The sequence below is a fragment of the Streptomyces sp. NPDC051913 genome (assembly GCF_044593635.1).
In the GTDB taxonomy this organism is placed as follows: Bacteria; Actinomycetota; Actinomycetes; order Streptomycetales; family Streptomycetaceae; genus Streptomyces.
In genome coordinates this window covers 177,650-195,347 of sequence record NZ_JBIUCI010000012.1, presented here as the reverse complement: position 1 = coordinate 195,347, position 17,698 = coordinate 177,650, and the positions used below count along the sequence as shown (strand labels likewise).

General features: G+C 73.3%; 15 protein-coding genes. 14 read left to right on the top strand and 1 reads right to left on the bottom strand.

The genetic code is table 11. The features are described 5' to 3' along the window. Positions 1–153 precede the first annotated feature (153 nt). The 7 genes from ACIHIX_RS32145 (at position 154) to ACIHIX_RS32115 (ending at position 8,798) form a co-directional block, all read left to right on the top strand. A complete protein-coding gene (locus ACIHIX_RS32145) occupies positions 154–1,314 on the top strand; it encodes an AAA family ATPase (RefSeq protein ID WP_399962338.1) in 1,161 nt (386 codons plus the stop codon). After that, on the top strand, positions 1,311–4,829 hold the full coding sequence (locus ACIHIX_RS32140) for a DUF5682 family protein (RefSeq protein WP_399962336.1): 3,519 nt from the start codon (positions 1,311–1,313) through the stop codon (positions 4,827–4,829). Before ACIHIX_RS32145 ends, ACIHIX_RS32140 begins: the two co-directional genes overlap by 4 nt. Then, entirely contained in the window at positions 4,826–6,715 is a 1,890-nt protein-coding gene (locus ACIHIX_RS32135) for a hypothetical protein (protein ID WP_399962334.1), read from the top strand. Before ACIHIX_RS32140 ends, ACIHIX_RS32135 begins: the two co-directional genes overlap by 4 nt. A gap of 107 nt (positions 6,716–6,822) precedes the next feature. Continuing rightward, positions 6,823–6,996: a hypothetical protein gene (locus tag ACIHIX_RS32130; protein ID WP_399962333.1), complete on the top strand. Its 174-nt coding sequence runs from the start codon at positions 6,823–6,825 to the stop codon at positions 6,994–6,996. Positions 6,997–7,084: 88 nt separating this feature from the next. After that, positions 7,085–7,807 carry a nucleotidyltransferase family protein gene (locus ACIHIX_RS32125; RefSeq protein ID WP_399962331.1) on the top strand — a complete coding sequence of 241 codons (723 nt, stop codon included), beginning with the start codon at positions 7,085–7,087 and terminating at the stop codon, positions 7,805–7,807. Then, entirely contained in the window at positions 7,804–8,061 is a 258-nt protein-coding gene (locus ACIHIX_RS32120; protein WP_399962329.1) for a BON domain-containing protein, read from the top strand. The genes ACIHIX_RS32125 and ACIHIX_RS32120 overlap by 4 nt, the downstream gene beginning before the upstream one ends. After that, a complete protein-coding gene (locus ACIHIX_RS32115) occupies positions 8,058–8,798 on the top strand; it encodes a metallophosphoesterase (RefSeq protein WP_399962326.1) in 741 nt (246 codons plus the stop codon). Before ACIHIX_RS32120 ends, ACIHIX_RS32115 begins: the two co-directional genes overlap by 4 nt. A gap of 30 nt (positions 8,799–8,828) precedes the next feature. Here ACIHIX_RS32115 and ACIHIX_RS32110 read toward each other — a convergent pair whose 3' ends face one another. Then, positions 8,829–10,532, bottom strand: coding sequence for an NAD-dependent malic enzyme (locus ACIHIX_RS32110; protein WP_399962324.1), 1,704 nt, complete (start codon positions 10,530–10,532; stop codon positions 8,829–8,831). Between the two features lie 135 nt (positions 10,533–10,667). Between ACIHIX_RS32110 and ACIHIX_RS32105 the strand changes: the two genes are divergently transcribed. The 7 genes from ACIHIX_RS32105 (at position 10,668) to ACIHIX_RS32075 (ending at position 17,684) form a co-directional block, all read left to right on the top strand. Next, positions 10,668–11,600 carry a LysR substrate-binding domain-containing protein gene (locus tag ACIHIX_RS32105; RefSeq protein WP_399962322.1) on the top strand — a complete coding sequence of 311 codons (933 nt, stop codon included), beginning with the start codon at positions 10,668–10,670 and terminating at the stop codon, positions 11,598–11,600. Positions 11,601–11,695: 95 nt separating this feature from the next. Then, on the top strand, positions 11,696–12,340 hold the full coding sequence (locus ACIHIX_RS32100) for a dihydrofolate reductase family protein (RefSeq protein WP_399962320.1): 645 nt from the start codon (positions 11,696–11,698) through the stop codon (positions 12,338–12,340). Positions 12,341–12,387: 47 nt separating this feature from the next. Then, positions 12,388–12,900, top strand: coding sequence for a DinB family protein (locus ACIHIX_RS32095; protein ID WP_399962318.1), 513 nt, complete (start codon positions 12,388–12,390; stop codon positions 12,898–12,900). A gap of 190 nt (positions 12,901–13,090) precedes the next feature. Continuing rightward, entirely contained in the window at positions 13,091–14,158 is a 1,068-nt protein-coding gene (locus tag ACIHIX_RS32090) for a LacI family DNA-binding transcriptional regulator (RefSeq protein ID WP_399962316.1), read from the top strand. A gap of 328 nt (positions 14,159–14,486) precedes the next feature. Beyond that, complete coding sequence (locus ACIHIX_RS32085) at positions 14,487–15,878, top strand: ABC transporter substrate-binding protein (RefSeq protein ID WP_399962314.1); 1,392 nt, start codon at positions 14,487–14,489, stop codon at positions 15,876–15,878. A gap of 1 nt (position 15,879) precedes the next feature. Further along, on the top strand, positions 15,880–16,758 hold the full coding sequence (locus tag ACIHIX_RS32080) for a carbohydrate ABC transporter permease (RefSeq protein ID WP_399962312.1): 879 nt from the start codon (positions 15,880–15,882) through the stop codon (positions 16,756–16,758). Then, positions 16,755–17,684, top strand: coding sequence for a carbohydrate ABC transporter permease (locus tag ACIHIX_RS32075; protein WP_399962309.1), 930 nt, complete (start codon positions 16,755–16,757; stop codon positions 17,682–17,684). The genes ACIHIX_RS32080 and ACIHIX_RS32075 overlap by 4 nt, the downstream gene beginning before the upstream one ends. Positions 17,685–17,698 lie beyond the last annotated feature (14 nt).

Here is a 17,698-nt window from a genome sequence, read left to right as displayed (position 1 = left end):
GTGGGTGGGGCGCCGGTTTTGGGTGTTTTTTTTTTGGGGGGGGTGTCCGCCGGGGTTTTAGTTGTCTCCGCGGGGGGCGCGCCGGTTGTGGGGGGGCGCCCCGATCCCCCCACGCACACCCCACACCGACCGACCCATCGAGCAAGGACCTCCATGCCCCTGACCGACACGGCGACGGCCCTCCCGCCCCGGCAGACCCTGCCCGCCGAAGAACGCTTCGCCACCGAACTCGCCTTCCTCGCCGCCCACGACGACGGTCCCCGTCCGCCCGGCTGGCTGCTGACGCCCCGTGCCGTGATCACCTTCGTGTGCGGCAGCGGCGGCGAGGCCCTCAAGCTGCCCGAGGCACACCCCGAGCTGCCGGACGAGCTGGTCGTCGCCCCCAAGTTCGTCGGTGAACGCGCCCTGGTGGAGCGGTGCGTGGTCACTCTCGCCGGAGAACGCGGACTGCTGCTCGTCGGCGAGCCCGGCACCGCCAAGTCGATGCTGTCCGAGCTGCTGTCGGCGGCCGTCAGCGGCACCAGCGCCCTCACCGTGCAGGGCACCGCGGGCACCACCGAGGACGCGCTGCGCTACGGCTGGAACTACGCCCTGCTCCTCGCCCAGGGCCCGACCCCGCAGGCGCTGGTGGACTCACCGGTGCTCGCCGCGATGCGCGCCGGACAGGTGGCCCGCGTCGAGGAGATCACCCGCTGTCTGCCCGAGGTGCAGGACGCGCTGGTGTCGATCCTGTCCGACCGGCGGATGAGCGTGCCCGAGCTGTCCGGCACCGAGGACGCGCAGGTGGCCGCCGCTCCCGGGTTCACGGTCATCGCCACCGCCAACCTCCGCGACCGCGGGGTCTCGGAGATGTCCGCCGCCCTCAAGCGCCGCTTCAACTTCGAGACCGTGCACCCGATCGCGGACGTCGAGGCGGAGACCGCCCTCGTCAAGCGGCAGGCCACGGCGGCCGTCGAGCGAGCGGGCGCGGCGTTCGGCGTCGACGACGCGGTCCTCGACGTCCTGGTCACCGTCTTCCGCGACCTGCGGGCCGGACGCTCGGCCGAGGGCTGGGACGTGGAGCGTCCCGGCACGGTGATGTCCACCGCCGAGGCGGTGCAGGTCGCCGCCTCCCTGGGCGTGGCCGCCGCCTACCTTCCGGGCGGGGACTCGCTCGACCTGGTACCCGGCCATCTGCTGGGCGTGGTCCGCAAGGACGACCCGGCCGATCACGCGCGGCTGCTCGGCTACTGGGACGGTCCGGTGCGCCGCCGTGCCGAGGACGGGTCGGCGACCTGGCGTCGGCTCTGGGACCTGCGGGAGAACCTCCGGTGACACGCGTTCAGGAACCGAGGGCGGCCCTCACCGCCCTCGCCGACTCGGTGGCGCCGTACCTGCTGGGTGTACGGCACCACAGCCCGGCGCTCGCCGCCGCGGTGCCCGCCCTGCTGGACGCCTCGGGTGCCGAGGTCGTCTGCATAGAACTCCCCGCCGACTTCCAGCCCTGGCTGACCCATCTCGGCGCGCCCGGCACCGTGGCACCGGTCGCGCTGGCCGGGGCCGGTGAGAGCGGGCGGCTCGGCTTCTACCCCTTCGCCGACTTCTCCCCCGAACTCGCCGCGGTCCGCTGGGCCCGGGAGCGCGGGGTGGAGGTGGTGTGCTGCGACCTGCCGATGTCCGACCCGCGTTGGGGCGACACGCCGACCGGGGACGCCCGCGTCCCGGCCGCCGAGGCGCCGACCGCCTTCGCGGCGGCGCTCACCGCGGCCGGAACCGGCCGGGACGGCGACGACATGTGGGACCGCGCCGTGGAGGTCCTCGCCCCGGGGTGCGCCCCCGAGGCCGTACGCCGGGCCGCCCTGGGCGTCGGCTGGGCGCTGCGCCGGGACGCCGAGTCCACGGGCGGGGTACCCGCGGTGGACCTGGCGCGCGAGGCCCGTATGCGCGAGACGATCGCCCGCGCCGCGCGCGGGGGGCGCCGGGTCGCGGCCGTCGTCGGCGCCTTCCACGCACCGGCGTTGGCCGTCGATGCCGCCGAGGCACCGGCGCCGGGCGCGCCCGCCCCCGACGACGCGCACCCCTCAGTCGTCACGTCCCTCGTGCCCTACGCGTTCGACCTGCTCGACTCCCGTTCCGGATACCCGGCCGGCATCCGCGATCCGCGCTGGCAGCAGGCGGTGTTCACCGCCGGGGGCGATCCCGAGCGCCTGTACGAGGCCGCCGCTCGGGCGATCACCGACGTGTGCCGGGAGTTGCGCGCCGCCGGGCATGTGGCCGGCACGGGCGAGGCCCGGGAGACCCTGCGGGTCGCGGGTGACCTGGCCCGACTGCGGGGGCTCGCCGCGCCCGGCCGCGGCGAGGTGCTGGAGGCGCTGACGACCGTGATGGGCCAGGGCGAACCCCTGGGCCGCGGCCGGGCCCTGGCCCAGGCGTTGGAGACGGTGCTCGTCGGCACCGACCGGGGCCGGGTCGCCCCGGGGACGCCCCGCTCCGGGCTCGGCCCGGCCGTCGAGGCGGAACTCGCCGCCCTGCGACTGCCGGGACCCGACGAGCCCGCCGCGCGCGAACTGCGGCTCGACCCGCTGCGCTCGGCCCTCGACGGCCGCCGCGAGATCCTCCTCCAACGCCTCGCCGTCTGCGGCACCGGCTACGGCGAACCGGTCCAGGTGTCCGGTACGGGCGACGGGGCCGCGCTCACCACCCGCTGGCGGCTGGCGTGGACCCCTGCCGTGCCCGTCCGCCTGGATCTGGCCGGCATCCGGGGTGTCACCGCGGCGCTGGCCGCCGAGGGCACCCTGCGGGAGACCTTCCGCAGGGAGTCGGCGGAAGGCGGCCCCACCAGCGCCCTCGTGCTCGCGGGGCTCCGCGGCGCCGCCCGGTGCGACCTGCCCGCGCTGGTCGCCGAGCGCCTCGCGGACGCCGCCGAGGTGCTCCCCGCCTGCGCCACCCTCCCCGAACTCCTCACCGCCCTCGACCTGTTGGAGGCACTGCGCCGAGGCCATCTGCCCGGCACCACACCCGAGAGCCGGCGGTCGGCGGCCGAACTCGCCGCCGAACTCCTGGAGTCGGCCGTGCGTTCCCTGCCGGGCCTTGCGGGCAGCGACGACCCCGAGGACGCGGGCGCCCTCATCGCCCTCGCCTCACGCGCGGGCGAGCACCGGCTCGGTCTGCGCATGGACGAGGCGTTGAACGATCTCGCGCGCACCGGATCCCCCCTCGTCCAGGGAGCCGCGCTCGCCGCCCGCGTCCTGCTCGACCTGGACGACGCGGACACCCTGGGCTCCCGGGCCGCCGGCTGGATCGACACCGCCACCGGGCCGGACCAGCGGCATGCGCTGAGCCGCCGGCTCGCCGGCCTGCTCGGCGGGGCGGCCCCGCTGCTGCAGTCGGCGCCGACCGCGCTCGACCCCCTGATGGACCGCGTCGACACACTCGCCGATCAGGGATTCCTCGACCGGCTGCCCGCCCTGCGCGGTGGGTTCGACACCCTCAGCCCGGCCGGCCGTGACCGGCTCCTGGACACCGTCACCGACCGTCTGGGCGACCGTCTCGACCTGGCGCTCGGCGCCTCACCGCACTTGCTCGCCCTGTGGACGGCCGCCGACGCGGCGGGCCGCCGGACGGTCGAGTCGCTGCGCCCGCCCCTCGGCACGAGCCTGCCCACGGCGGAGGACGGGACCGCGCCGAAGACCTCCGACGCACCGGCAACGCCGCCTCCCTCCTCGGCCCACCACCTCACGCCGACCGACCGCTGGCGGCTGCTGCTCGGCCGCGAGAGCGAGAAACTCCCGCAGCACGCCCGCCGTTACGCGCACGCGCTCGACGAGCTGTACGGCACCGGACGCGGCGAGGGCTCCACGGACCTCGGCCGCGAAAGCGGACAGGGCGGCGGGCAGGACGCGTCCTTCCCGACCGCCCGCGACTGGTCCGAGGAGCTCGACGCGCTGTTCGGCGCCGACGTCCGCGAGGAGGTCCTGGCCCGCGCCGCCGACCAGGGCCGTACCGACGTCCTGGCCGAGCTCGACCCGCGCGCCGTGCGTCCCTCGGTCGACCTGCTGACGTCCGTCCTGAACCTGGCCGGCGGCATGCCCGAGCAGCAACTGGCCCGGCTGCGGCCGCTGGTGCGCCGGCTGGTCGACGAGCTGGCCAAGGAACTGGCCACCCGTCTGCGCCCGGCCCTGACAGGCCTGGCCACCCCGCGCCCCACGCGCCGTCCGGGAGGCCGGATCGACCTGCCGCGCACGCTGCGGGCGAACCTCGCCCACGCCCGCAGGACGGAGGACGGCCGCACCCTGATCGTCCCGGAGCGGCCCGTGTTCAGCACCCGTTCCCGCCGGGAGGCGGACTGGCGGCTGATCCTGGTGGTCGACGTGTCCGGATCGATGGAGGCGTCCGTCGTCTGGTCGGCACTCACCGCGGCCGTCCTCGGTGGAGTGCCCACGCTGAGCACGCACTTCCTCGCCTTCTCCACGGAAGTGATCGACCTGACGGACCGCGTCGACGACCCGCTGTCGCTGCTGCTGGAGGTGCGGGTCGGGGGCGGCACGCACATCGCGGCGGGCCTTGCACACGCCCGGTCCCTGGTGACCGTCCCCAGCCGGACCCTGGTGGTGGTGGTGAGCGACTTCGAGGAGGGGTATCCGCTCGGCGGACTCCTCGGCGAGGTACGCGCCCTCGCCAACTCCGGGGTGCAGCTGATGGGCTGCGCCGCCCTCGACGACACCGGCACCCCGCGCTACTCGGTCCCGGTGGCCCGGCAGCTCGTCGCGGCCGGTATGCCGGTCGCCGCCCTCAGCCCCCTCGCCCTCGCCCGCTGGGTGGGCGACCGTCTGCGCGGAGAAACCCGATGAACACCGAACTGCCACCCGTGGCACCCGAGGTGGTCGCCGCCGCCGTGGAACAGCTCACGTCCCGGCTGCGCAAGAAGCTGGACGCCACCATCGAGGCGTACACGGCGCTGCCCGTCACCGTCGAAGGCGGCGTACGGCGTGTGCGCTGCGGTGAGGACGCCGAGGTCACGCTCATGACCGGGCCCTCGGGCGCGGTCACGGACGACGATCAGGCCCGGTGCAGCTGTCTGCTCGCGCCGCGGTGCCTGCATCGCGCGGCGGTCCTCGGTGCCGCTCCGGTGGCCGACCCGGACCTGACCGCCGGGACGCCGGACACCCCGCCGCAGGACGGCGAGACGCGGACGCCCGACGAAGGCGAGGACGCGAACCACGCCGTCACGCCACCGGCGGAGGCCGCCGAGGTGTCCGCCGCTGGGCCGACCCCCGCGCAGGTGACGGCCGCCACCGCGCTGTGGGCCGCGGCCGCGGCGATGCTGGCCGCCGGGGTGCCCGGGGCGGGCGCCGTGCCCCAGGCCGAGTTGCTCCGAGCCGCGCACACCGCCCGGCTCGCCGGGCTGCACCGACCGGAGGCCGCCGCCCTACGGGTCGTCCGGGCGGTGCGCGCCGCCCGTGCCCGTCATGACGGCCACCGGCTGACCGACCTGGTGGCGGCACTGCGCGAACTGCTCCTCACCAGCGGCCTGTTGGCCGCCGCCGACCCCGACCCGGCCCTGGTCGGCACCGCGCGGCGCGCCTACCGGCCCGGCGGCGGGCTGCGGGTCCACGGCGTGTGCCGGGAACCGGTGATCTCGGCGACCGGTTACGGCGGGGTCGTCACCCATGTCCTGGCCGACGACGGGCGCTGGTTCTCCGTGGCCGACGTCAAGCCCGGCGGCCCCTCCCGGGCACGGGGTGCGGCCACGGCCACCGTCGCACTCGGCTCCGGCAGCCTCGATCACGCACAGCTCTCCCGGGGCGGACTGCTGATCTCCGGCGCGACACTCTCCCCGGACGGTCGTCTCGGTGCGGGCAAGGGAGTGCGCGCGACTCCGGTGCCGGGTCTGTCCTGGACGTCGGACCCGCTCGGCCAGTTCTTCTCCCGACCGCTGGCCGAGACCGCGGCGGCACGGCTCGCGGGTGGCACGGCGACCGATCCTGAGCGGTCGGGACAGCAGGCGGAGGAACTCATCGGCTGCGACCTGGTCGTCGTAGGAGCCAACGAGGACCACCTGTTCGCACGGGAGTTGCGAGGCGACGGGGCAGCCGCGGAGGAGGGCCCGTTGATCCGGCTGGTGCCGGCCAACAGCCACCCCGGCCTGGCCCATGCGGTCAACTTCCGCAAACTGGCCTCGCGGCCGGGGCTGCGGTTGCGGGTCGTGGGGCGTCTCGACCCCGACCGCGCCGCGACGCTGCGGCCGCTCGCGGTGGGTCCCCTGCCGGACGGTTCGGCGACCCTGCGGCTGCCGCCGGAGTGGAGGGGGCACGCCGATCTGGGCTACGACCGCCTCGAAGGCGCCCACTTCCCACCGGCCGACGAACTGCCGCCGGTGACGGGCCCGTCCGAGCCGCCGCCGGACCCGGTGGCGCAGGCACCGCTGTGGCGGCTGCGGCGGCTGGTCGAGGTCGCCGTGTCCGGTGGACGCCGGGCCGCCGCCGAGCCCGCGCGCGAGGGTGACCGGGCCTCGGGGGCCGCGGCCCTGCGCCGCAGCGGCTTCCGGACGGCCGCGGACCTGGCCGACGCGCTCGCCGCGCAGGCCGACCGGCGCAGCCGCGACGTGTTCGGTCGGAGCCAGCAATCCGATCCGGACGGGTACGCGCGGGCGTGGCTCGCCGCGGCCGTCTACCTGACCGGCACGGAGCGGGCCCTGGTGGAGGCGACGTGGCAGCCTGCCACGGCCGTGGGGTGAGCACACGGCCGTCGTTCCCCCGGCCGCCCCGCCCCGCCCCGTCGTGTCGCCCGCCGCCGACCGGGGTACCCGGCGGGTCGATCGGCACCCCATCAGGAGTGATCACGATGAGCGACCAGACCCCGTCACAGGCCGAGGGTGAGCCGGAGGAGGCCGACACCCGCAACCGGACCGACGGTCCGGCCCCGGAGCGTACGACGCCCTCGCAGGCGGAGGGCGAACGCGACGATGCGCCCGACGCAGACGGCTCGGGCAGTGACGGAGAGTCGACAGGAGCATGAGCATGTGGTGGCGCTGATCGCGTAGCCCGTGTCGGGGACCGTGCGGCGGGTACTCGGGACACCCTCGCCCGGACAGGAAGGGGCAGCGATGACGCAGCACGGCGACGACCCGTCCGGCCGACGCACCGACGTGGCGGAACTGCACCTCGCCCCGGAGGAACCGCAGACCGCCCTCCGAGGCCGTGCGCCCGCGCACGACGCCCTCGCGAACGACACCGACGTCGAGCAGCTTCCGCTCGACCGCAACCAGGCGATCCTGCGGGCCGCGAAACGGACCGGGGCGCTGCTCAAACAGGCGGGATATCCGTTCGCCCTGGCCGGCAGTGTCGCCGTGTACGCGCACGGCGGTGTGCAGAACCTCCAGCACGACGTCGACTTCTGCATCCGCCCCGAGGACGCCGAGGCGGTGGCGCGGGCGCTGCGCGCGGCCGGACTGCCGGTGCGCAGGCCGCCCGAGGACTGGCTGCTCAAGGCCACCTGCCTCGGCCAGCAGGTCGACCTCATCTTCGAACTGGCCCACCAGCCGGTCACCACGGAGTTGCTGGCCCGGGCCGAGGAACTGTCCGTGGAGTCCGTGCACATGCCGGTCCTGGCTCCGACCGACCTCATCCGCAGCCTGATGGCGGCCTTCTCCGAGCACCACTGCGACTTCGGCGCCGTGCTGCCGATCGCCCGCACCCTGCGCGAGAAGATCGACTGGGACGACGTACGCCGCACCTGCGCGGGCGCCCCCATGCCCGACGCCTTCCTCTACTTCCTGGAACGGCTGGACGTCATCCCACCCCAGCAGCGCGAAGAGGTGCCCCGATGAGCGACCCCGCCGGAAACGTCGAGTACCGCGTCGCCCACCTCCGCGAGCGCCTGGCCGCCGGAGAACTCGGTGAACTGGGCGTACGCGTGGAGGTGCGGGGCCGGATGGTGGTGCTCACCGGCACGGTCCCCTCCACCCGGTGCCGCGACGTCCTGCTGCACACCGCCCGCCAGGAACTGGCCGACCTCGCCGTGCACAGCGATGTCGTCGTCGCCGAGAACACCTCGCCCGATCATGCCGAGGAGCTGCCGTGATCCGCGTCGCCGCCGTGGGCGACATCCACATGGGTGCCGACAGCCAGGGGCTGCTGCGGCCCGCGTTCGACACCCTGCCCGACTGTGCCGACCTGTTGCTGCTCGCCGGCGACCTCACCCGCCACGGCACACCGGAGGAGGCCGGTGTGGTGGCTCGGGAGGTACGGGGGCTGGCGGTGCCGGTCGTGGCCGTGCTCGGCAACCACGACCACCACGACGAACAGCCCGAGAAGGTCACCGAGATCCTCCAGGACGCCGACGTGACCGTCCTGGAGGGACGGGCAACGGTCCTGAACTGCGCGGGCACGCGCGTCGGAGTCGCCGGGACCAAGGGGTTCGGCGGCGGGTTCGTGGGCCGCAGCGCGGGCGAGTTCGGGGAGCCCCTGATGAAGCAGTTCGTCCGCTACTCCCGGCGCTGCGCCGACGGGCTGCGGGAATCACTCGACGAGCTCCGCAAGCGGGGCTGCGAGGCCCGGGTCGCGCTCACCCACTTCTCCCCCGTGGCCGACACCCTCGCCGGTGAACCCCTGGAGATCTACCCGTTCCTCGGCAGCTACCTCCTGGCCGAGGCGATCGACACCGGCGGCGCCGACCTCGCCGTCCACGGCCACGCCCACATGGGCACCGAGCACGGGACGACGGCCGGGGGCGTACGCGTCCGCAACGTCGCCCAGCCCGTCATCCGGCGTGCGTTCAACGTGTACCAGCTGCACACCGCGGCCGAGGCAGACCGTTAGCAGCTGGCCGGTCGGCCCCGCACCCGGCCGTCAGATCGCGGTCACGGGTCGGTACACCGGCTCCCACATGGCTTCGCGGACCCGTTGCTCGATCGTGTCGTCGACGGTCGCACGGGCGACTCCGTCCTCGGCCGCCGCGCGGGCCACGGCGACGGCGACAGCGGTGGAGGTGTCTCGCAGTTCGCTGGTCAGCGGCAGGATGGGCGCTCCCGGCGCGGTCGGGTCGACCTGGGCCGCGACGGCGTGGGCCGCGGCGGCGAGCATGCCGTCGGTGACGCGGGTGGCGCGGGCGACGACGGCACCCAGTCCCAGGCCGGGGAAGACCAGCGCGTTGTTCGCCTGGCCGATGCGGTGGGTGACGCCGTCCCGGGTGACCGGTTCGAAGGGGCTGCCGGTGGCGACCAGGGCGCGGCCGTCCGTCCAGTCCAGCAGTTCGGCGGGGACGGCCTCGGCGAGCCGGGTCGGGTTGGACATCGGCAGGATGATCGGGCGGTCGGCGTGCTCCGCCATGGCGCGCACGACGCTCTCGGTGAAGGCGCCGCCCTGGCCCGAGGTGCCGATGAGGACGGTGGGGCGGACCCTGCGGACCACTTCTTCCAGGGGGATGCCGCCCAGGTCGTCGTCACGCCGCCAGTCGCGGACCTCGGCGGCGGGGCGGGCGTAGGGGCGTTGGAAGTCGCGCAGGCCGTCCTGGTCCTCGGTGAGGAGCCCGTGGCGGTCCACGGCCCAGAACCGGCGGGTGGCCTCCTCGCGGGTGAGCCCGTCCCCGGCCAGGGCGTCGCGGAGCTGGTCGGCCACCCCCATGCCGGCCGTGCCCGCGCCGAGGACCACGACCCGGTGCTCGCGCAGCGGCAGTCCGCTGGCCCGGACGCCGGACAGGACGGCGGCGAGGTTGACCGCGCCGGTGCCCTGGATGTCGTCGTTGAAGACGAACCGCTCCTGGCGGTAACGGTCGAGGACGCGGCGGGCGTTGGCCGGCCCGAAGTCCTCGAAGTGCAGCAGCGCGTCCGGGAAGAGGCGGCCGGCGGTGGTGACGTAGGCGTCGACGAACGCGTCGTACGTCGCCGTGTCCACCCGGGGGTGCCGGTTGCCGAGGTAGAGCGGGTCGTCGAGGAGTTGCTCGCGGTTGGTGCCGACGTCGAGGACGACGGCGAGGGTGCGGGCCGGGTCGATGCCGGCGGCGGCCGTGTAGACGGCGAGCTTGCCCACCGAGATGTCGATGCCGCCCACGCCCCCGTCGCCGATGCCGAGGATGGCCTCGCCGTCCGTCGCCACGACCAGGTCGACGTCCGTGGCGGTGAGGCCGGAGGCGCGCAGGGCGGGTTCGATGTCCTCGGGGGCGTCGACCGAGAGGTAGATGCCGCGCGGGCGCCGGTACTCGTTGCTGTAGCGCTCGATGGCGGTGCCGACGGTCGGCGTGTACACGATGGGCAGCATCTCGGAGAGGTGGTCGCTCACCAGCCGGTAGAACAGGACCTCGTTCCGGTCGTGCAGTGCGGTCAGGTACACGTGCTTGGCCAGATCGCTGGGCTGCGCGGTGTACTGCCCGTAGGCGCGGTCGGTCTGCTGGTCCAGGGTCAGCACCCGGGGCGGGATGAGACCGTCGAGGCCGAGGGCGCGTCGTTCGGGTGCGCTGAAGGCCGTACCGCGGTTCAGGCGGGGGTCGGCGAGGACGGCGCGGCCACGGGCCGATGTCTCGAAGCCTCGGGTCTGCGGGTTCCACCGGGTGCTCATCGTGTTCTCCAGGAAAAGGGTGGGGCGGGGTTCGGCTTCCATCGAGTGGAATTCGGCTTCCATCGTCGTCTTGCCGGATTCGATGCGTCCAATGCCTGGATACGCGGAAACTCATGCGTCAGTAGCATGGTTTTCATGGACGTGCAGGTACTGAGGTCGTTCCGGGCCGTGGCCGAGGGCGCGACCGTGACGCACGCCGCGGCACAGGCGCATCTGACCCAGCCGGCCCTCTCGCGGGCCCTGCGACGGCTGGAGCGCGAGGTGGGGGCCGAGCTGTTCCAGCAGGTGGGCCGGGTACTGCGGCTGACGCCGGCGGGTCAGGTCTTCAAGGAGCACGTCGACGCGGCCCTTGACCGGATCGACCTCGGCCTGCGGGCGGTGCGGGAGACAGTGTCCCCCGAGTCCGGCCTGATCCCGCTGGCGTTCCTGCACTCGCTGGGCACCTGGCTGCTGCCGCCGCTGATCACCGGCTACCGGGAGCGGTTCCCCCTCGCCCGGTTCGAACTGCGCCAGGGCGGCGAGGCCGTCCTGCTCCAGGCCCTCCTGGACGGCACGGCCGACCTGCTCCTCACCGCCGAGGACCCCGGCCATGCCCTGGTCGCCTGGCGGCGCCTCCTGGTCGAGCCGCTGTGGCTGGCCGTGCCACCGGGGCATCGGCTGGCCCAGCGCCGGCGGGCCCGGCTGTCCGAGGTCGCCGACGAGCCGTTCATCATGCTGCGCCATGAACAGGGTCTGCGTGCCGTCACCGAAGCCCTGTGCCGGACGGCCGGGTTCACTCCGCGCGCGGGTTTCGAGGGGGACGAGGTGGCGACCCTGCGGGGCCTGGTCGCGGCGGGCCTGGGCGTCTCGCTCCTCCCCCGCCCGCACTCGGCCGCTCCGCCGCCCTCCCGTCGCGCCCCCACCTATCTCCAGGTCACCGACGTGGAGGCCACCCGGGACATCGGTATCGCCTGGCTGTCGTCCCGTAACCTGCCGGCCAACTCCCGCCGGTTCATCGACCATGCCCTGGAGCACGCGGCGGGGGTGGCCCGGCAGGAGCAGGAGCACATACCCGCGCAGGAGACGTGAGCCCTTGCCGACTCGGGTGGCGATGAGTTTTCCGGACCGGGAGAGTCTCACCACTGTTGTCGACACCACCGTCGTCATGGCCACCGGAGGAACCCGTGCCCCAGCTATTGCGCGTCCAGAACTTCAACGTCTCCAGCGACGGCGTCGCCGCCGGCGAGGACCAGACCCTCGAGAACCCGTTCGGTCTCGACGGTGCCCAGCGGCTGTTCTCATGGGCCGGGGCGACGGCGAGCTGGCCCAACCGCACCGATCCCGGCGGCAGCCGCGGCCTGGACGACTACTTCACCCGGGACTTCACGCACAACATCGGTGCCGAGATCATGGGCCGCAACAAGTTCGGGCCCCAGCGCGGCCCCTGGCAGGACCACGAGTGGCAGGGCTGGTGGGGCGACGAACCCCCCTTCCGCACCCCGGTGTTCGTGATGACCCACCACCCGCGCCCCTCGATCACCCTCTCCGACACCACGTTCCACTTCGTGAACGCCGACCCGGCCACCGTCCTGGAGCAGGCGCGGCAGGCGGCCCAGGGCAAGGACGTCCGGCTCGGCGGTGGGGTGACCACCGTCCGCCAGTTCCTGGACGCCGACCTCGTCGACACCCTGCATGTGGCGGTCGCCCCGGTGAAGTTCGGGTCCGGGCTACGGCTGTGGGACTCGCCCGACGGACTCCGGGACCGGTTCCATCTGGAGGTCGTGCCCAGCCCGAGCGGTGTGACCCACCACCTGTTCTGGCGCAAGTGACCGGGGCCGCAGAGGCCCGGACGGACTCCGGGGGAACAGAGAGGGTCATGATCGGATCACCACCGCGGGACGGCGAAGTGGCCGCACTCCTCAGGGTGTTGCACTCCCAGCGCCGCCATGTGCTCGGCATCCTCGACGGCTTGGACGCGCAGGCGCTACGACGTCCTGTGCTCCCGTCGGGATGGCACTGCCTCGGCCTGGTCCAGCACCTCGCGCTGGATGTCGAGCGCTTCTGGTTCCGGGCCGTCGTAGCGGGGGACGCGCAGGTCATCCGGGGCCTGCCGAGCGGCGACGAAGCCTGGACGGTGGCTCCGGACGTGCCGGCCGCGGAGGTGCTGGACGGCTACCGGCGAGAGACGGAACGCGCCGACGCCGTGATCGTGTCCACCTCTGCCGACGCCGCCCCGGCGTGGTGGCCGCACGACCTGTTCGGCGAGCCCCACCTGCACAGCCTGCGGGACGTATTGCTGCACGTCATCGCCGAGACCGCGTGCCACGCCGGGCACCTCGACGCGGCACGCGAGCTCATCGACGGGCGCCGCTGGCTGGTCCTGACCTGAGCTGACACGCCCCCTCGCACCGGCCGGCCCCGGCGAGCCCGCGGGGCCGGTCGGCAACTTCATCCGTCCCGAACTCTTGACGCGCCCCGCATGACTGCGTAGACATGTCCGCGTAGACATGACTGCGCAGTCATTGGAAGGATGCCTGCCGACAGTCGGATGCGATCAGCCGGTCGACGGGAGACACACCATGACGCAAGGGACGAAGCGCGGCGGTACCTCCGCGGCGCCGAGCGGCGTGGACGTGGCCCGGCTCGCCGGGGTCTCGCAGAAGACGGTGTCCCGGGTCTTCAACGACGAGCCGTACGTCTCCGCCGAGGTGCGCCGACGCGTCCTCGACGCCGCCGAACAGCTCGGGTACCGGCGTAACAACGCCGCCCGGGCGCTGGCTTCGGGGCGCACCCGTTCCATCGGCGTGGTCACCCTGGGCACGGCTCTCTACGGCCCCGCCTCGCTCCTCATGGGCGTCGAGCGGGCCGTACGGGACACGGGGTACGCGCTGCGCGTGGTCAACACGATGGAGGGCGATCCGGCGGGCGTCGCCGGCGCGGTCGGCTCACTCCTGGACCAGGGCGTGGACGGCATCGTCATCTCCGAGCCCATCGAGGAGGACGGCGACCAGGGAGAGACCCCCCTCCGCGTCGACGTACCCGTCCTCGTACTGGGCGCGCCCTCGCCGGTGACCGCGCCTCTCGTGCTCACCGCGGGCGGCGGCGCCGGACCGATGGCCCGGGCCGCCACCGAACACCTGCTGGAACTAGGGCACATGACGGTCCATCACCTCGCCGGGCCGCAGCGGTGGTACGCCGCCCGCGACCGCCTGGAGGGCTGGCGGGCGGCGCTGACCGCGCACGGCCGGACCGTGCCACCGGTCTGTGAGGGCGACTGGTCGGCCGCGTCGGGATACGCGGCGGGCCGGGAGCTGGCCCAGGACCCGGAGGTCACCGCCGTGTTCGCCGCCAACGACGACATGGCGATCGGTCTCGTCCGGGCGCTGACCGAGGCCGGGCGGCGGGTGCCGCAGGACGTCGCCGTCGTCGGCTTCGACGACATCCCCGTCGCCGCCTATGTCACCCCTCCCCTGACCACGGTGCGCCAGCCCTTCGACGCCGTGGCCCAGGAAGGGCTCAAGCGTCTGGTGCACGCCATCGAGAACCCGGACGCGACACCGATGCCGGCCGGGGACCCACCGGTCGACCTCGTCGTGCGGGCGTCGAGCGCACCGCCCGCGAAGGGAGGCCGACACACCGGACAGTGACCGCCACCTGACCTCCGGCACCTCGGCCCGGGCGCCACACCGCACCGACGGCACCATGCCCCGGGCCACGCCGGCCGAGCCGCACCTGAACACGACGGGCCGCACCACCAGGTCTTCCCCGACCTTCCGCGGCCCGCCCCACCCGGCCGCGACAGCGACTTCCGCGGTACGCGACGTACGCGCCGGCCTCCCCTGACTCCATACGCACGCCCGGCCCCGTTCCGGCCTTCGCGCCCCGGCCGACCCGTGCGCCCTCTTCCTCCATCTCACCGTGCCCGCACGCCCTCGCCAGGCGTGCCGCCATCTTCGCCTCCGGCGGGAGTTCACCATGCCCAACTTCGCTTCTGCGTCCACCCCTTCGCCGATGAGCCGTCGGCTGTTCCTCAGCACCACGGGCGCCCTGTCGCTCGGCGCCGCCCTGACCGCGTGCGGCGGCGGTGACTCGGGCGGTTCCTCCGCCGCCGCCAAGCCGGTCGCCCAGGCCGACATCGACAAGGCGATGAAGACGCCGACCGAGCTGACGTTCTGGACGTGGGTCCCGAACATCGCCAAGGAGGTCGCGCTGTTCGAGAAGAAGTACCCGGCCGTCAAGATCAAGGTCGTCAACGCCGGTCAGGGCACGCCCCAGTACACGAAGTTGCGCACGGCCCTCAAGGCCGGCAGCGGCGCTCCGGACATGGTCCAGATCGAGTACCAGGCCATCCCCACCTTCACGATCACCAACAGCCTGCTGGATCTGCGCCCGTACGGGGCCTCCGCGCTCAAGTCGACGTTCGTGGACTGGACCTGGGGCCAGGTCAGCGGATCCGACGGAGAGATCTGGGCGATACCGCAGGACACCGGGCCGATGGGCATGCTGTACCGCAAGGACATCTTCGACAAGCACGGCATCGAAGTGCCCACCACCTGGGACGAGTTCGCCGCAGCCGCCCGCAAACTCCACAAGGCCGACCCGGACGTCTACCTCACCAACCTCGCCGCCAACCAGGTCGCCGCCTGGCACGGCCTGCTCTGGCAGGCCGGCGCCAAGCCCTACGCGACCTCCGGCAAGAGCGACATCACCATCAGCGTCGACGACGCCGTCTCCCGCAAGCTCGGCGCCTACTGGGGCGGCCTCGCGAAGGAGGGCGTGATCGGCGTCGAGCCCGACTTCACCGACTCCTGGTACGCCGCCCTCAACAAGGGCAAGTACGCCACCTGGATCACCGCCGCCTGGGGCCCGGTGTTCCTGTCCGGCTCCGCCAAGGCCACGGCCGGCAAGTGGCGGGCGGCCCCGCTGCCGCAGTGGGACACCGCCAAGCCGAGCTCCGGCAACTGGGGCGGGTCCACCACCGCGGTCATCCGCTCCACCAAGAACCCGATCGCGGCGGCCGTGTTCGCGCAGTTCCTCAACAGCGACCCGGCCAGCGCGAGGATGTTCGCGACCGAGCAGTTCTTCTTCCCCGCCACCAAGGCCCTGCTCACGGACGCCGAGTTCGTCGGTGACGCGCCCTCCTTCTACGGCGGCCAGAAGGTCAACCAGGTCTTCGCCGACGTCAGTTCCACCGTCAACTCCTCCTTCCAGTGGCCCCCGTTCCTCGACCAGGCCGCGACCGACTGGACCGAGACCGTCGGCAAGTCGCTCGCCGACCACACCGACACCGTCCGCGCGCTCGGCAGCTGGCAGTCGCGGCTGACGACGTACGCCAAGAACCAGGGCTTCACCGTCAAGGGGAGCTGAGATGACCGCCGTTCGCCGCCGCCGGATGGCGGGGCCACTGTTCGTCGCCCCGTTCCTGACGCTGTTCCTGCTGCTCTTCCTCGCGCCGCTCGGCTACGCCGCCTACCTCAGCCTGTTCCAGAACCGGCTCATCGGCGGCAACGTCTTCGTCGGCCTCGACAACTACACCCAGGCCCTGGGCGATCCGCAACTCCTGCACGGCGTGGGCCGGGTGGCGCTGTTCTTCGTCATCCAGGTCCCGCTGATGCTGCTGCTCGCGCTGCTGTTCGCGCTCGCCCTCGACAGCGGCCTGCTGCGCCTCGCCCGCGTGATCCGGCTCGGCATCTTCGTCCCGTACGCGGTGCCCAGCGTGGTCGCCGCGCTCATGTGGGGCTATCTGTACGGGCCGGACTTCGGCCCGTTCGCCCAGCTGAGCCACGACCTCGGGCTGCCCGCACCGGACTTCCTCAGCGACGGCTGGATGCTCGGCAGCCTCGCCAACATCGTGACCTGGGAGTTCGTCGGCTACAACATGATCATCCTGTACGCCGCCCTGCGCACGATCCCGCAGGAGCTGTACGAGGCGGCCGCGATGGACGGAGCGGGCGCCTGGCGGATCGCCTGGTCCGTCAAGCTCCCCGCGCTCAAGCCCGCCCTGCTGCTCACCCTGCTGTTCTCCGTGATCGGCAGCTTCCAGCTGTTCAACGAACCCAACCTGCTGATGAAGATCGCCCCGGACGTCATCAGCAGCTCCTACACCGCCAACCTCTACGCCTACTCCCTCGCCTTCACCGGCCAGCAGGTCAACTACGCGGCCACGGTCTCCTTCCTCCTCGGTCTCGTCATCGTGTTCGCCTCCTACGCCGTCCTGCTCACCGCGAACCGCAGGAGGACCCCGTGACGACCACGACCCCGCCGGCCACCACGGCCCCCAAGGCCGCCGCAGCCGAGCCCACCCCCCGTAGGACCCGGCACCGCTCCCGTCGCAGCACCCCGCTGACCATCGCCATGCTGGCCGCGCTCGGCTACTTCCTGCTCCCCCTGTGCTGGCTGCTCATCGCCTCGACCAAGAGCACGCAGGACCTGTTCAACAGCTTCGGCCTGTGGTTCTCCCACGCCCCGCAGCTGCTGACCAACATCAAGGAGACGTTCACCCAGGACGACGGCGTCTTCGTGCACTGGCTGCTCAACACGGCCCTGTACGCCGTCGTCAGCGCCCTCGGGGCCGCGCTCCTCGCGGCGGCGGGCGGCTACGGGTTCGCCAAGTTCCGCTTCCGCGGCGACCGGCTCGCCTTCAACCTGGTCCTCGGCGCCGTCATGGTGCCGACCACGGCCCTGGCGATACCGACCTATCTGCTCTTCGCCAAGGCCGGTCTGGTCAACACCCCGTGGGCGATCATCCTGCCGTCCCTGGTCAACCCGTTCGGCCTCTATCTGATGCGTATCTACGCGGCCGACGCCGTGCCCGACAGCCTCCTGGAGGCCGCGCGCATCGACGGCGCGGGCGAGGCCCGCATCTTCTTCCGGATCGCCCTGCGGCTCCTTGGCCCCGGCCTGGTCACGGTGCTGCTGTTCACGCTCGTGGCGACCTGGAACAACTACTTCCTGCCGCTGATCATGCTCAACGACCCCAACCTGTACCCGATCACGGTCGGGCTGGCCTCCTGGGCCGCGCAGGCCCAGAACGGCGGGGCCGGTGCCAGCAGCGACATGCTCGCGCTCGTCGTGACCGGCTCGCTGCTCTCCATCGTGCCGCTCGTCGTGGCCTTCCTGATGCTCCAGCGCTACTGGCAGAGCGGCCTGGCCGCCGGCGGCGTCAAGCAGTAACCCCTCAACCACCC